This window comes from Nonomuraea sp. NPDC004186, assembly GCF_053603495.1.
Genome location: NZ_JBSGFQ010000115.1, coordinates 1 through 14,535, shown reverse-complemented (window position 1 = coordinate 14,535; position 14,535 = coordinate 1). Strand labels below are relative to the sequence as shown.

The following is a 14,535-nucleotide window of genomic DNA, read 5'->3' as shown; positions in this document are numbered from 1 at the left end:
TGGATTCCGGACAGAGCGCGATCGCTCAGAACGTGTCGCCCGTCGTGTTGGGGACGCTCGGCCCGGTCATGCTGGTGAGCGTGAGAATGGTGCTGACCGTGCCGGGCTCCGAAGAGCCGGCGGCCGACTCCAGGTCGGTGATGTCGAACTCGCCTTCCGGCTTGGGCGGCAGCGGCGGCGTGGGCACGCCTTCCGGGTAGACGATGCCGTACTGGCTCAGCAGGGCCCTGGGGCTGCTCTCGTAGCGGCTCCGCAGCTCGGCGTCCTGCCACGCCGCCGCCACCAGCCGGGCGAACTTCCTGCGGTCCTCGTCCCCGAGGATGTAGATGCTTTCGGCCATCAGCGGTCTCCTTGTCTGTGCGGATCGGACTCTGCGGGGGCGCCGCCGATGAGGAAGTCCCCGACCGACGACTCGGTGGCCCAGTCGAGGCCGAAGGTGCGGGCGGCCAGGTCGGCGTCGCCGCTGCCGAGGCCGCAGGGCGCCATGCCCATCGCGGTGGCCACCAGGTAGAAGGTCTGGTAGAGCGCGCCGACGGTCTTCAACGTGGCGGCGTAGGCGATCGAGGAGTACTTCCACGACATGCGCTGGAAGCGCGAGGTGATGGTGATCAGCACGTCGGGGCTGGCCGTCCCGCCCGTGGCCAGGCTCGCCGCGGCCAGCATCGCCCGCGCGTCCTCGTCCCTGGCGGGGAGGGTGACGAGCCGGTGGCCGAGCGGGTCGTAGTAGTAGGCGCCGCTGTCCAGGCCCTCGCACCGGGCCACGGTCAGGTACAGCTCCAGCTCGTAGACGGCGCCGCCGCCCGGATAGGGCCTGCTGCTGGCCTCGTACGGCATGCCGGGCGCCGGCCCGAAGACGCGCCTGACCCTGGCGGCCCGGTAGAGCAGCTCGCCGAGCTGCCGGACCGTCGGCGGGCCGGCGTACTGGCGCACCGATCTGCGCGACTCCAGCACGGTGGTGAACGGCGGGTCTGCCGCGGCGGCCTCCTCCAGGGAGGGCGCGTACAGCTCGACGGCGGCGCCCTCGGGAGGCTGCTTGATCACCGGTGGCGGCGGCGTCTCGTCCAGGAAGCGGAAGGTCGCGCCGAACGGCCGGTCGTGCCGCCCTGCTCTGCTCCTGGCGTGAAAGAGCAGGTCGTGGAAGTCCCACGAGCGCAGCGCGGGGTCGCGTTCCTCGGCGTCTCCGGCGAAGGCCATGCCGGCGGCGACGAGATGGCCGATCGCCTCGGGCGCCTCCTTCACCATGACCGGACGGCCGAGCGCGGAGAGCAGCGGCATGGCGTCCTCGGTGAGCGTGACGCGGTGCCGGGACAGCGGGGACTCCAGGACGAGTCCCTGATCCGCCCTGCGGACGAGCGCGAACCTCGACAGGCGCACGGTGTCACTCGGAGCGAGCGCGGGCAGCCGGAACCGGGCGTCGCGGGTGATGGGCACCACCCGCAGCAGCGGCTCGACCGCGTGGACGAGGACCGCGCTCAGCCGCGACAGCGTCAGGTACAGCAGGGCAGCGTCGTGGCTGGTGCCGCCCGCCGCGAGGAGCCGCTCGGCCAGATCGTCCTGGTCCGCCAGCGTGCCGGGCAGCTCGCGCAGCAGCGACTCGACGGCCTGCGGCAGGCCGCGCAGGGTGACCGTGCCGAAGGGTTGCGCGATGGTCAGCACGCCGCCCGCGGACTCGACGACCGCGTCCTCGCGCAGCCCCACCATGGGGAGGGGCGCCGGGCCGGTCACAGGAACATCGTGATGGGGTTCATCTGCTCCTCCGGGGTGGGCTCGGCGAGCCAGCCGAGCCGTACGGGCACGTCGTAGAGGCGGCCGGGGGCCAGCCGCCGCCAGAAGTGGCGCAGGCCGGGCACGATGACCTTGACGACCGGCAGGCCGATGTCGGGCCTGGTCTGGTCGAGCACGAGCATCTCCATCCCGCGCTCCTCGACCAGCGCGCGGGCCGCTTCGACGTCGTCGAGCAGGTCGGCGGTGGCCGGCCGGGCGTAGGCGGACGCGGGCACGGAGATCGAGGTGGGCGAGAGGTAGGGGTGGTCGGCGACGCGCGCGTTCGTCCACCAGTCGACCTGGTCGCGCTCGGGGAACCGGTAACGGGTGACGCCGTCCGGGCCGACGTCGATGACCGCGGGGATGAACTGGTTCAGCTCGGCCAGGGCGCGCTGGACGGCGATGCGCACGTCGAAGTGGGCGCCGAAGGCCATGAGGATGTCCTCGGTCGGCCCGTCGACCCGGCGGCTGACCGCGGCGGCCACCGGGACGCCGAGGTCGTTGGTGAGGTCGAGCACGTGCAGGTCGCGGCCGAGACCGGCGTAGACCTCCTGGAACTCGGAGATCCACGGGTCGGCGAAGGTGCCGAGGTCGAAGGCGGGCCGGCGCAGACGGTTGTACCACCACACGGCCACCGCGTCCCGCTCGACGAGCTCCATGAAGCCCTGCAGGACGGCGTCCTCCAGGGAGGAGCCGGCGGCGTTGCCGTTGGAGTCGGCCCAGGTGTAGAGCGGGCCGGTGGAGCGTTGGTCGTTGTAGTAGTAATAGAGGTAGCCGGTGGGCAGGTACTTGTGCCGCCGCTCGGTCAGCGACCACACGGGCGTCCATTCGATCGCGGCGTCCTCGTCGAAGGGGTCGTTGACGTAGGAGTAGCTGGAGGTGGCGCGGACCTCCCGGCGGGTGCGGTACTGGGCGTCGCTGTAGAGTGAGCAGGCGTTCGGGTGCACGGCGTCCGCGCCGAGCTCCCGCAGGCTCGCCGTGCGCCTGGCCTCGTCGCCCTGGAAGATGCCCGAGTAGCGCTCCATCGCCTCGCACATGGCGCTGACCTTGGCCTGCAGGTCGGTCATGCCCTTGCCGGCGCTCTGGGTCCGCAGGCCCTTGCGCAGCATGGCGAGGTCGCGGGTCTCCCGGGAGAAGTTGTGCCCGGCCACGTACGCCTTGACGAACGGCGTCCTGGTGTCCATCCGGGTGAGTTCACGGATGACGCCCGTGACCGGGCTGACCAGGTGGGCGTACCGCTCGGCGGTGTCCTCCGGGTGCTTGGAGCGGTGGCCGCCGTCGGCGGTGAAGGTCTTGGGCCGTGAGCGCAGCTCGACCGGGGACTGCGCGGCCGCGGCCATCAGGCCGGCGTCGCCGCACTCCGGGCACTGCGGCCTGCGCCGCAGCTCGTGGCGGGTGGCGCCGAGGCGCATGGTGTCGAAGGTGACCAGGTCGCGCTGCTGCGGGTTCCTCGCCCCGGCCAGCCACTTCGCCGCCTCGGCCGCGACGAGCCGCACGCCCGCGCCGCGGGTCAGCGCCAGGTCGGCGGCGGGCAGGGCCAGCGGGCGGCTGCTCCGTAACCTGTCCTCCACGTACGTCAGCGACTGCCGGTGCCCTTCCAGCCGCTGGGACAGGCATCGCCAGCAGCCGCCGTCGCCCTCCCCCGGCTGGAAGACGGGGCCCAGCCAGAGGACGGGGCCGGTCGTGCGGGCCAGCAGCCATGGGCGCCGCTCCGCCAGGTGCCGCCGGTTGACGTCGGCCAGCTCTCCGCGCAGGTAGTCGTCGGTCAGCACGACGGTCAGCGCCGCGTCCTCCCCGGGGCCGGTCACCTCCACCCCCTCGGCGACCAGCAGGTCCCGCAGCTCCTCGGCGGGCACGTCCCCGACGGTGAGCAGCTCGGCCCGCCCGCCGCGCACCGCGGCGACCGCCTCCTGCGCCTGGAGTCCGGCCATCTCCCAGTAGGCGGCCGTCCTCCGATCCACGTCCTCGGTGACGTCGACCAGCAGATCGCGCTGCCTGAGCATGTGGAGCACGTAGTAGACGTTCTCCGGCGGGACGTCCGGCTCCACCGCGACCAGGATGTCGTTGACGGTGTGCTTGCCGTCGAGCAGGCCGGCCACCGCCTCGATCGACCGGCCGGTGAGCACATGCGTGTCGCGCTCGTTGATCAGGAAGACCCCGTCTCCCTCGATGACCTCGACCCTGAAGTGGCGACGGAAAGATGGTCGGGCGTCCATAACGTTCCTTTCGGTCAGTGCACGAGGCGCAGCGAGGCGACCTGGTCGTCGGCGAGCCGGAGGAGGGTGAGCCCCGCCGCGGCGAGCCCGTCGGTGGCGGACAGGGACAGGCGGTCGGCGCGCCGCCGGTCGGCGAACCAGCGGCCCGTGTGGTCGCGGCGGCGCAGCAGCTCGGCGGCCAGTTCGCGGGCGGACCGCTCCAGCGCCCCGTCGCCGGTCAGGCGGGCCGTGTGCAGCGCCACCTCGGCGTCCACGACGAGCCGCGCGCAGGAACGTCCGGCGTCGGGCGCGCAGTACCTGGCCACGCGCTCCCGCAGGTCGCCGGGCACCTCGCCGGTGAGGAGGTGGGCGGTGGCGACGGCGGCGAGCAGCGAGCCGGGCGTGTCGAGGGCGAACCGGTGCGCCAGCAGCGGCGCGGCGGCAGCGCCGGTCTTCCCGGGGCCGGCCTCCCCCAGCGCGCTCGCGCTGGCGGCCAGCGCCCACACCAGCCCGTCCACCCCGGTGGGCACCCCGTCGAGCGCGGGCACGCCCGGCGGGTACGGCGACCGGGCCGCGCCGCCGCCGGCCAGCTCGGCCAGCAGCTCCTCGTGCAGCCGCGCGGCGAGCGCCTCGGCCGCGGGGACCGCCGTCGGGGCCGCCTCGCGCAGCTTGTGCAGGGCGAGCAGCAGCCCGGCCCGGCCCAGCACGGGTTCGGCGCTGGTCGGCAGGGACAGCTGGGCCTCGGCGAGCGGCACCAGCGCGACCGCCCGCTCCACGAGCCTGGTGTCGGCCAGGGTGGCGCCGCAGCGGCTCAGCGCGTAGATGGTCGAGCCGAGGCCCACGAACGCCCCGACGGGCGCGAGTGTCCCGCACATCCTGCGGTAGACGCCCGACTGCGTGGACAGCGTCGCGAACTCGGCCGAGGCGTCCAGCGCGTCCTGCGCGGCCGTCCAGTGGCCGGGGGCGCCCGTGTTGGCGTACAGCTCGGCGAGGAAGACGGCGAGGCCGGCGGTGCCGGTGAGCAGGTCACCCTGAAGGGGTTCGACCTGGTCCAGGCCGTGCGCGGGATAGGTGACCACGCCGATCCAGCCGGACCGCTCGCCGACGGGGCCGCCCGCGGGCGTGCCGAGCGGGACGGCGCTGGCGAGCACCTGGTCGGCGAGCTCGCCGGCGCGGGCGAGCAGCACCTCGGCCTCGGGCTCCGCCCGCCGGCCCGACAGGTCGTAGACGTACTGGCCGATCTCGCGCACCGTGCGGGGCCGGGGCCCGGGGCCGGGGAACAAGGTGGGCAGTTGCCCCGCGCCCGTGAAGTCCAGGCAGGTCTCCAGCACGGCGAGCTGCTCGTCCACCGGGAACCCCGCCAGGTCGGCGAGGCGGTCCTGAACCCGCTGCCACGCCGTGCCCGAGAAGTGCCCGGGGATCTCGACGCCGTCGGAGGTGAACACCGAGTCCGAGCCGGGCCTGGAGACGAACAGGGGGATGTCCATCCGGCGGAACGCGTCGATCTCCTGCTCGACGATCTCCAGGATGTCCTCGCGCCCCGGGTCCCGCCGCAGCGTCTCGCGGGCGCTGCGGAACAGGTGGGCGAAGGTGATCTCCCTGGCCATCCCGTCGATCAGCGCCCCCGGGCTCAGGCTCATGCCGAGCAGCTCGACGCAGTCCCAGGTGCTGCGCCAGATGTAACGGACCGGCGCGTCCTCCAACAGCGCGAGCGGGCCGCGGGCGTCGGCCAGCAGCTCCCGGTTGCGCGTCAGGCAGTCCTGCATCTGCCGGTAGCCCTCGGCCACCTCGTCGGCGTAGCGGCTCGGGTCGGCCAGCTCGCCCGCGCCCCACGTGGGCCGGTACGGCGGCGCCTCCCAGCCGAGCGGGTACAACTGGGGGTTCTGCGCGACCTGCTCCTGCAGTCCGGCCATGCAGCCGATGTCGTGCGACTGGACGCCGCCCGCGATCACCCGGGGAAAGCTGATGACGGCGGTCTTGACCACCGTCTCCTCGACCTGCCCCCACAGGGACTGGATGCGGTCTCCGATGAGGGCGGGCTTGCTGATGCGGCCCTGGAGGACGTTCTCCAGGTCGATGAAGACCGGCGTGTCCCCCTTGGCGACCAGGTTGTCGGCCCACAGGTCGCGGCACTCCAGGAACTGGGCGAGCCTGGCCAGCATGCCCAGGCGCGTGTAGTAGCGCCGTACGCTGTCCTCGTCGGTGGCGGGCTCGGCGGTGACGTACTCCTCCCAGCCGTAGCCGTCGCGCAGGAGGACCGCGCGGGTGTGCAGGGTGAGCGGCAGCCCGTGGTTGTTCAGCAGGGTGCACACGTCCATCAGCCCGACCACCGAGCGCAGGTCCTTCGGCTTGTAGACGACCCGCTCGCCCGAGGCGAAGGTGAGCAACGTGACCACCCGGCCGTGGTTGTGCGGGTCGCCCGAGTCGCCGGAGTATCCCGTGACCGGTCCAGGGGCGGTCCAGCCCCACAACGTCCTGCGCAGCTCCGGCAGGTCGGCGTTCAACCGGTCGAAGAGCTCGTGAACGACGCGCCGCCACTGCAGGCAGGCCATGCCCATGACGTAGGCCAGCCCCGGGAGCGTCTCCAGCCGGTCGAGCCAGCCGGACTGGCTGACGTCCAGGCCGGGGCTCTGCAGCCAGGCGGACACGTCGTTGGCGGTGCCGGCGAGCTGCGCCTCGAACGCGAAGCCGGAGAAGCAGACCTGCGTCAGGCGCTCGATCAGCTGGCCCGCGATGTCCTCGCACGCCTCGGGGGTGACGGGGACTCCGCGTACCGTCCCGTCCTTCATGTCCACCAGCCGGTTGACGGCGCGCCTGAACGCCACGAACGGGGAGCCGGGCCGCCCGGACGCGGGATCGGCCGCGGCCGTGGGCGGCTGGGCGAGCAGGAAGTCCACCAGGGCGTAACCCCAGTCGGGCAGCCTGCCCGGGTCGGCGAGCCGGACGTCGACGAGCCCGGCGCCGAGGTCGCGGCCGGAGCGCCTGCGGTGGTGCAGCAGCGCCCGCATGGCGTCCTCGTCGTCGCCGACGGCGGCCTTCAGCCAGCGTTTGGTGCGTTCGGACGCCTGGCGCGGGCTGCGCCCCGCCACGGGGACGAAGAACTCTCCCGACACGCGCTCGGGGAAGGGCGCCGCCGCGGCGAGCACGGCTATCAGCCGTTCGTCCCCACCCGGAACCGCGAGCAGGCCCTCGCCCTGCGCTTCGGCGTATCCGGCGTGAACCGAGACCGTCATCTCAGACCTCCTGTCGGCGGACCATGCGGGCGAAGAGCCGGCTGTCGTCCATCAGCTCCTCGAAGGGGCCGTCGGCGACGACCCTCCCCTGGTCGAGTACGTAGATCCGATCCGCCGACTTGATGGTGCTCAGCCGGTGCGCGATCACGATCCGGGTGATGTCCAACTCGGCGATCCTCCGGCTGACCAGCGCCTGGGTGTGGTTGTCCAGGGCGCTCGTCGCCTCGTCGAGGATGAGGATGCGCGGGCGCTTCACCAGCGCTCTGGCGATGAGCAGCCGCTGGAGCTGACCGCCCGAGAAGGACGCGTTGTCCTCTCCGACGACGGTGTGCAGGCCCATGGGCATCGCGGCGATGTCGCCGTCCAGGTCGGCCAGGCGGGCCGCCCACCAGGCGTCCTCCTCCGTCGCGCCGGGCACGTCGCCGATGATGTTCTCCAGGATCGAGCCCCTGAGCACTCTGGCCTGCTGCATCACCACGCCCACCTGGGCGCGCACGCGCCGCAGGTCGAGGTCGCGCAGGTCGCCGCCGTCGTAGAGCACCTGGCCGGTGCGGGGCGGTTCGAAGCCCAGCAGCAGCCGTACCAGCGTGGACTTGCCCGCGCCGGAGGGGCCCGCGACCGCGACGAACTCGCCCGGCTTGAACACCATCGACACGTCGTCGAGGATCCGCATCGCGGTGCCGGGGTAGGCGAAGGAGACGCCGCTGAGCCGTACCAGCCCGCTCAGCTCGCCCGGGTCCTTCGCGCCCGGCGACGTCTCGGGCGCCCGCTCCAGCACCGGGCGCAGCCGCTCGAACCGGGGCAGGAGGGCGAAGGCCGCTTCCACCGCCCTGTTCATCTGGCCGAGCGCGAGCACGAACTGGCCGAGCGCCACGGCGGCGATCACGAAGGACGCCGTCGGGACGCCCCAGGCCAGGCCGGTGGCGGCGAGGAGCAGCAGCAGCGCCGGCTGCGCCGAGGCGCCGATCGCCGTCGACACCGCCCGCTCGCGCTGGATCGCCTCGGCCGCGCGCTGCTGCGTCGCGAACAGCCGGGACCACAGCCCGAACACCTGGGCCTCCCGGCCCGCGACGTGGATCTTGTCGATCGCGCCGAGGCAGGCGTACAACAGGGAGTAGACCTTCCCGTACTGCTCGTGCATGACCAGCTCGTGCCGCTGCTGCCGGACCGCGCGCCCGGCGAGCACGGCGAGCAGCGCGACCACCCCGCCCAGCGCGACCAGGGCCAGCCGCCAGTCCACGGCGAGCAGCGCCAGCAGGCCGAACAGGGAGAACATGCCGCCGAGGAGGGAGCTGACCGCGGCCTCGCCGAGCGCCTTGCGCATGTCGGAGATGGCGTTGGCGCGCTGGACCAGCTCGCCGGTGCTGTACCGGTTGAAGAACGGCAGGTCGAGGGAGATGAGGTGGCTCCAGACGGCAGGTTCGAGCCGTTCCTGGAGACGTCCGTGGACGCGTACGAGCACCGAGTTGCGCACGGCGAGGAGCAGGGCGCTCGCGCACACCATGGCGGCGATGATCACCGCGGTCCAGATCGTCGCGGGCCGGTCGGCGGGATTGGACGCGGAGGTCAGCAGGCTGAAGGTGAACAGGGGGACGCCGAGCGCGAGCAGCCCGGCGCCGCCGCCGGCCGCGAGGAGCCAGGCCAGCTCCCTGCCCGCGCCGCGCAGGCCGAACCTGAGCAGCGCGACGGGGGTGGCGACGCCCTCGCCGAGCGGCGGGTAGATCTGCCAGGCGTCCGGGGCGAGGCCGGCGGCCACGGACTCGGTCACCCGGCACGGGTCCGCCGCCGGGTCCGCTGCGCGGTAGCCGCCCCGGTGCGGCAGGAGCGCCACCGGCCGCCCGCCCTCCCGGGTGAAGCCGATCATGGGGACGGTGGCCGTGCGCCACCATCGTCCGGAAAGGCGTACCCGCCGGTGCCTGACCCTGGCGGCGTCCAGCGCCGCGCCGAGCGGGTCGCCGGACGCAGAGCCGGCGTCAGGGCCGGCGTCGGGGCCGGTGCCCGGGGCGCTCTCCCGCACGGCGAACCCGCAGTGGTCGCCGAGCGTCTTGACCACTTTCGCGGCGTGTTCGGCGGTCGTCCGGGGCCGGTCAGGGGAGGGCGGCGCGCCGGCGGCGACCCCGACATCGGCGAACGACCGCCGGAGCGTCTCGCTCGTGGCCGCCACCCTGGCCACGCGCCAGTTGTCCCGGTCGGCCTCCTCCGCCTCGGCCAGCAGCAGCACCTGCTCCAGCGCCCCGCGGTGCAGTGCGCGCAGCTCGCGCTCGCTCGGCGGGTCGAGCGCCGCCGTCCGGCCGCCGCCCGCGCCGGCCTGCCCACCAGGCTCGTGGAGGCGGCGCGCCCAGGCCGACAGCGCGCCCGCGTCCCTGCGGACGCGGCGCACCGACGTCCCGTCGGCCGGGGAGGCCAGAACGGTGTATCCCTGCGGCAGGTCGGTGGCGGCGAAGCCGTGCATGAGCTGCCCGCTCTCCACGCGGACGACGCGGCGGCGGGGGCCCTGGCCGTCCACGGGCGCCAGCAGGACGTCGACGGAGCCGCTGACCACGTGCCAGCAGGCATAGGGGTCGATCAGCTCGATCTCGCTGACGGGATAGCCGTTCATGCCGCTTCCTCGACGAGTGTGCGGTAGGGGCCGGACTCGGCGATGAGCTCGGCGTGGGTTCCCCGCTGGACGACCTTGCCGCGGTCCAGCACGAGGATCAGATCGCTGTCGCGTACGGTGCTGAGCCGGTGTGCGATGACCACGCACGTGCAGCCCCTGGCTTTGAGGTTGGCGTCCACCAGGGCCTCGGTCTCCGCGTCCAGCGCGCTGGTGGCCTCGTCCAGCACCAGCACCGAGGGGGACAGCGCGAGCGCCCTGGCGATCTCCAGGCGCTGCCGCTCGCCGCCCGACAGGTTGCGGCCCCGCTCCTCGACCCAGCCGCCCGACAGCCCGCCCCTGCGGTGGACCACCTCGGCGATGCAGGCGTCGCCGAGCGCACGGCGCAGCCGGTACGCGGGAACCGTCGGGTCCCACAGCGTGAGGTTGTCGGCCACCGTGCCCTCGAACACCTGCAGGTTCTGCTCCACGTAGCCGATCGAGGTGGACAGCGTCTCCCTGGGCATCTCGTCCCTCGGCACGCCGTCGAACCTGATCTGCCCGGACCACGGCACGGCCGCTCCGGTGAGCAGGCGGGCGACCGTGGACTTGCCGCTGCCGGTGCGGCCGACGATGGCGATGCGCTGGCCGGGCTCCGCGCGCCACGACAGCCCTTCGATCACCGGCCCGTGCTGGCGGTCGTACCCGAAGGTGACCCCGTCGAACTCCACCGTGCCGCGCAGGCCTCCCGCCCCCTCGGGGGCGCCGGGGGGCTCGGCGTGGCGGGGGTCGGGCTCGGCGTGCAGCGCGTCGTCGAGCATGCCGGTCTGCGCGACCGCGACCTGTGCCTCGGCGCCGACCCCGACCAGCGAGGACATGGGTACGAGGAAGGCGCCGACGAGGAGCTGGGCCGCGATGACGGTCTCCATCGTGACCTCACCGCGGGCCATCAGCACCGCTCCGGTGATCACCATGGTGGCCCCGGCGAGCGAGCCGAGCGCGGCGGGCACCACCATCAGCGCCTGCGTGACCCGCATCAGTTCCTGGACGGCCGACATGGTCCGCGCCGACAGCCCCGCCCACTTGGCGAAGAACCATCCCTCGGCGCCGTCGGCCTTCAGCGACTCGGCCATCGAGACGCCGTTGAACGCCATGCTGTCCCTGCGGTGCTCGTCGAAGATGAGCCGCTGCTGGTGCGGGGCGGTGCGGCGGCTGACCGCGCGCATCGCCACCAGATTGACCGCCGCGAGCAGCACGGCGACGGCGGCGAAGGCCGGGTGGAAGGCGAACAGGATCGACGAGTGCACCACCATGGTGAGCACGGCCGCTATGACGGCGGCTACCCGGTCCGACAGCAGCAGGGCCAGCCCCGCGCCGAAGGACGTCCTGGTCACCAGGCCACCGGTCTGCCGCCGGTGGAAGTGGTCGCCCGGCAGCCTGAGCAGCCGCCACACGTACCGGCCGGACAGGTCGGCCGCCATCGCCAGCTGCACGGCGCCGAGCAGCCGCTGCTGCGCCCACATGCCGGCCAGGGTGAAGCCCACGCAGCCGAGCAGCCCGAGGAGCACGGGCGCGGACCAGGCCGCGCCATCGGCGACCAGCACCTTGCCCAGCAGGAGCCGGGTCAGCAGCGCGGTGACCGCCGCGGGCAGGGCCAGCATGAAGGCCATGACGGCGATGGCGAGCAGCGTGGACAGGTACGGCCGCACCTTCGCCAGCACCGAGCGGGCCATGGGGAACCGCGGCCCTCCCGGCGTGAAGCCCTCGCCCGGACGCGGTACCAGGACGATCCCGCTGAATCGCCGCCGGAACTCCTCCCTGCTCAGCCGGATCCTGCCCACGGCGGGGTCGTTGAGGTAGGCCCACCGCTTGCGCATGCCCTCCAGCACCACGTAGTGCCGCTGGTCGACGAAGATCATCGAAGGGACGGGGAAGCTCTCCAGCTCGTCGGCCTCCACCCGCCAGCCGCCGATGGTGAAGCCGTACTCCTCGGCCGCCGCCTTGAGCCCGGCTCCCGTGAGGCCGTCCCTGCCCACTCCGCACCGTTCCCTGATCTCGCGTACGGGGACGCGCAGTCCGTGGTGGGCGAAGATGGTGCTCAGGCAGGCGGGCCCGCAGTCGGCGTCCTCCATCTGCGGCCGGCGCTCGGTGCGGACCGGGCGCGGCCTGGTCGCGTGCTCAGCCACGACGTCCTCCGGCGAACAGGGCGTCCACGGGGCGGACGACGGCGACGGTGATCTCCCCTGACACCGGGGTGAGCGTGGCGCCCGGCCAGGCCTGCCGGTCGAGGTCGACGGTCACCAGGTGCCGCCCGTCCGCCCGCAGGGCCTCGCCGAACAGCGGGCGCAGCAGCTCGGCCGAGGCGGGGTACGGTTCGACCGCGCTCACCCGGCCCCGCGCGCCCGTGCCGCCGAACGTGACGGTCTGGCCCGGGGCGAGCGCGCCGATCCTGTCCCGGCCGACCATGAGCACCGCCCGCAGGGGGCCGGCGGCCGGGTCGACCGCCGCGACGGTGCCACCCGCGGCGAGGACCGCGCCGGGGGCCGCCGTACGCAGCACCCGTCCCCTCGCGGTGCCCGTCACGACGTGCCTGCCTCCCCGCTCGTCGGCCAGCACGGCCAACGGCGTCGCCGGGGTCACCTCCTGGCCCACGCGGACCAGGACCTCGGCCACGCTGCCGGGCACGGGGGCGGCCACCGGCACGGGACCGGCGCCCGCCACCAGCACGCCGGTGCCGGCGACCACGTCACGAACCTGCCCCAGCCAGGCCCAGCTCGCCGCGCAGCCCGCGACCAGGATGAGCGCGGCCGCGGCGAGCCAGGCCTTGGCCCGCACCGTGGAAACGAGCTCGTCGATCCGCTCGCCTCCTGGCGCCTCCGTCGCGGTCATGGTCATCGCGTGTCACTCTCCCGGGGTCGGCGTGTACAGGCAGAAGCAGAGGCTGAGCAGGCACGGAGGGGGCGGCGGCATCTCCGCGGACCCGTCGAGGATCTCGATGACGAGCTCGGCGCCGGGCTCCGGCGGCAGCGTCGGGGCGCCTGCCCCGTCGGCCGGCCGGAGGTTGTACTCGGCCAGGACCGAGAGGGGATCGCGCTCGTACCGGAGTCTGAAGTCGGCGTCGAGCCACGACCTCGCGGTCAGCTCGCCGAACGCCCTGCGCTGAGTCGTGTCCCAGCCGATCATGTCCACAGTCATCACAAGTCCTCCCGCCGCGGGTGTGTGAGATGCTGGTCCGGCGAGGTGGTGGGCATCTGGACTGCCCACCACCACGCCTTGAGAGGTCGTCAGGCGCTCTGTCCGCCGGAGAAGCATCCGGTCGGGCAGCTCACCGTGCCGATCGTGCCGAGGGCTCCGCCCGCGGACGATTCGAGGCTCTCCAGGTCGATGGCCTGGCCGGGTTGGTCAGGCAGGTCGGGCGGGGGCAGCTCACGCGGCCAGTCGACGCCCGCTTCGGCGAGGGCGGCGCGCGGGTCTCGTTCGAACTCCCGCCTGAGCGACTCGTCGGACCAGGCGCGTGCGACGAATCTGGCTATCTGCCTGCGCAGTTCCGGGGACAGGGTGGGGTCTTCTGGCATGAGGTCACCTCGTTGATGAGGCCCCGGGGTTCCGGGTGGGTCGGGGGCGGCCGCCTACGAGGTCCAGATTCGTCATCAGCGGCAAAAGCCGCCAGAAACAACTAACACCGACATATCGTGATGTTCATCATTTCTGGTAATCAGGATTTCCCGATGGGAGCTGCTGCTCCCGATGCGCGAAACCGCGCATCTCACTCTGGGCCTCGCGGGCCATGTCGAGCATGCGGCCCAGCTCTTTCTTGACGTTCTCCGCGTCGCCCTCCACGCCGGCGACGGCCCTGCGGCCCTGCTCGGCGATGGCGTCGATCCGGCTGCCGAGGATGCCCTCCAGCTCGCCCATCGCCCGCGCGCGCTGCGCCGCCACCTCGACCATGGCCAGCTCGGCCCTGGTCGCGTAGAGGACCCGCGCCGTTTCCGCGAAATGTGTCAGACCCGCCAGGGGGATGGCCGCCACGGAGAGGGACAGGGTCCAGGACAGCCCGCCCACGAGATCGTCGCCGAGCACCATCGACTTGGCCGTCTCGGCGACGGCCACCAGCAGGGACGCCGGCAGGGGGTACGGCCTGGGCAGGAGCCCCAGCGCCATCGCGGCGAGGAAGACGCCCGACGCGGCCCACCACTCGCCCAGGAACGGAAGCGGCAGGTAGACCAGGAGCGCCATGACCCCCACCGCCCACCGGTGCCACGGCCCGCGCGGGCCGGTGCAGCCGGCCGCGATGTAGAGGGCGAGGACCGCGATCGCCAGGAGGATGCCTGGGATGCGCCAGGGATGTGGATTCTCGATGTAGTAACCGAATGTGGGAAAGATCAGGTAAACGGCGAACGCCACGATCGCCGCGCGGCCGAGCCGCACCTCCAGTGGCGCGCGAGCCGCCGCCCTCGAACCGGGAACCCCTGTCTGGGTCACAAGCGGATCATGACAACCGATCTCGGCGGAGGCAACGCATCACTGGTTACTTTTCTCGCATATCGGATTTTTCGCGACTTCCGCACCGAACAGTCCGGCGCCGTTGATGCCGACGCCGCTGACCGGAGGCTTGACCGTCGCCCGCGAACCCGCCGCGATCACCAGGCCCGCAACGGCCGGGGATGGGGCGGTGGTGGGGGGGCGGGGCGGGGCGCGCCGCCCGGCCCCCGCGGGGGCCCGCGCCCGGGCCGCGCGCGGCCCGCCCCCCGCCCGCCCCGCGGCGCGC

11 protein-coding genes are annotated in these 14,535 nt (G+C 73.3%); 1 reads left to right on the top strand and 10 read right to left on the bottom strand.

The window, feature by feature from the left end:
* Positions 1-25: 25 nt before the first annotated feature.
* The 10 genes from ACWEPL_RS52825 to ACWEPL_RS52780 all read right to left on the bottom strand — a co-directional run bounded on the left by ACWEPL_RS52825 (position 26) and on the right by ACWEPL_RS52780 (position 14,249).
* The gene (locus tag ACWEPL_RS52825) at positions 26-340 is read right to left on the bottom strand and encodes a hypothetical protein (protein WP_363966955.1); all 315 of its coding nucleotides are present in this window, start codon (positions 338-340) and stop codon (positions 26-28) included.
* Positions 340-1,725, bottom strand: a complete 1,386-nt coding sequence (locus ACWEPL_RS52820; RefSeq protein ID WP_452440929.1) for a SagB/ThcOx family dehydrogenase — start codon at positions 1,723-1,725, stop codon at positions 340-342. The genes ACWEPL_RS52825 and ACWEPL_RS52820 overlap by 1 nt, the downstream gene beginning before the upstream one ends.
* Positions 1,722-3,980, bottom strand: a complete 2,259-nt coding sequence (locus tag ACWEPL_RS52815) for a TOMM precursor leader peptide-binding protein (RefSeq protein ID WP_452440928.1) — start codon at positions 3,978-3,980, stop codon at positions 1,722-1,724. The genes ACWEPL_RS52820 and ACWEPL_RS52815 overlap by 4 nt, the downstream gene beginning before the upstream one ends.
* Before the next feature lie 14 nt (positions 3,981-3,994).
* Positions 3,995-7,192 carry a type 2 lanthipeptide synthetase LanM gene (gene lanM / locus ACWEPL_RS52810; RefSeq protein ID WP_452440927.1) on the bottom strand — a complete coding sequence of 1,066 codons (3,198 nt, stop codon included), beginning with the start codon at positions 7,190-7,192 and terminating at the stop codon, positions 3,995-3,997.
* A 1-nt stretch (position 7,193) separates the two neighbouring features.
* A complete protein-coding gene (locus ACWEPL_RS52805) occupies positions 7,194-9,791 on the bottom strand; it encodes an ATP-binding cassette domain-containing protein (RefSeq protein ID WP_452440925.1) in 2,598 nt (865 codons plus the stop codon).
* Positions 9,788-11,953 (bottom strand): cysteine peptidase family C39 domain-containing protein, encoded by a 2,166-nt coding sequence (locus tag ACWEPL_RS52800; RefSeq protein ID WP_452440924.1) that lies wholly within the window; start codon positions 11,951-11,953, stop codon positions 9,788-9,790. The genes ACWEPL_RS52805 and ACWEPL_RS52800 overlap by 4 nt, the downstream gene beginning before the upstream one ends.
* Positions 11,946-12,662 (bottom strand): hypothetical protein, encoded by a 717-nt coding sequence (locus ACWEPL_RS52795; RefSeq protein WP_452440923.1) that lies wholly within the window; start codon positions 12,660-12,662, stop codon positions 11,946-11,948. Before ACWEPL_RS52795 ends, ACWEPL_RS52800 begins: the two co-directional genes overlap by 8 nt.
* Positions 12,663-12,668: 6 nt before the next feature.
* Positions 12,669-12,962 (bottom strand): hypothetical protein, encoded by a 294-nt coding sequence (locus tag ACWEPL_RS52790; RefSeq protein ID WP_363966969.1) that lies wholly within the window; start codon positions 12,960-12,962, stop codon positions 12,669-12,671.
* Positions 12,963-13,051: 89 nt separating this feature from the next.
* On the bottom strand, positions 13,052-13,342 hold the full coding sequence (locus ACWEPL_RS52785) for a hypothetical protein (RefSeq protein WP_452440921.1): 291 nt from the start codon (positions 13,340-13,342) through the stop codon (positions 13,052-13,054).
* Positions 13,343-13,469: 127 nt separating this feature from the next.
* On the bottom strand, positions 13,470-14,249 hold the full coding sequence (locus tag ACWEPL_RS52780; RefSeq protein WP_452440920.1) for a hypothetical protein: 780 nt from the start codon (positions 14,247-14,249) through the stop codon (positions 13,470-13,472).
* 106 nt (positions 14,250-14,355) lie between these two features.
* Between ACWEPL_RS52780 and ACWEPL_RS52775 the strand changes: the two genes are divergently transcribed.
* A partial coding sequence (locus tag ACWEPL_RS52775; RefSeq protein WP_452440919.1) for a hypothetical protein occupies positions 14,356-14,535 on the top strand: 180 nt, incomplete at its 3' end.

What these genes read in the sequence shown, in the direction of transcription:
- ACWEPL_RS52825 (WP_363966955.1), bottom strand. Translation starts at nt 340, where the DNA reads ATGGCCGAAAGCATCTACATCCTCGGGGACGAGGACCGCAGGAAGTTC.
- ACWEPL_RS52815 (WP_452440928.1), bottom strand. Translation starts at nt 3,980, where the DNA reads ATGGACGCCCGACCATCTTTCCGTCGCCACTTCAGGGTCGAGGTCATC.
- lanM (WP_452440927.1), bottom strand. Translation starts at nt 7,192, where the DNA reads ATGACGGTCTCGGTTCACGCCGGATACGCCGAAGCGCAGGGCGAGGGC.
- ACWEPL_RS52805 (WP_452440925.1), bottom strand. Translation starts at nt 9,791, where the DNA reads ATGAACGGCTATCCCGTCAGCGAGATCGAGCTGATCGACCCCTATGCC.
- ACWEPL_RS52795 (WP_452440923.1), bottom strand. Translation starts at nt 12,662, where the DNA reads ATGACCATGACCGCGACGGAGGCGCCAGGAGGCGAGCGGATCGACGAG.
- ACWEPL_RS52790 (WP_363966969.1), bottom strand. Translation starts at nt 12,962, where the DNA reads ATGACTGTGGACATGATCGGCTGGGACACGACTCAGCGCAGGGCGTTC.
- ACWEPL_RS52785 (WP_452440921.1), bottom strand. Translation starts at nt 13,342, where the DNA reads ATGCCAGAAGACCCCACCCTGTCCCCGGAACTGCGCAGGCAGATAGCC.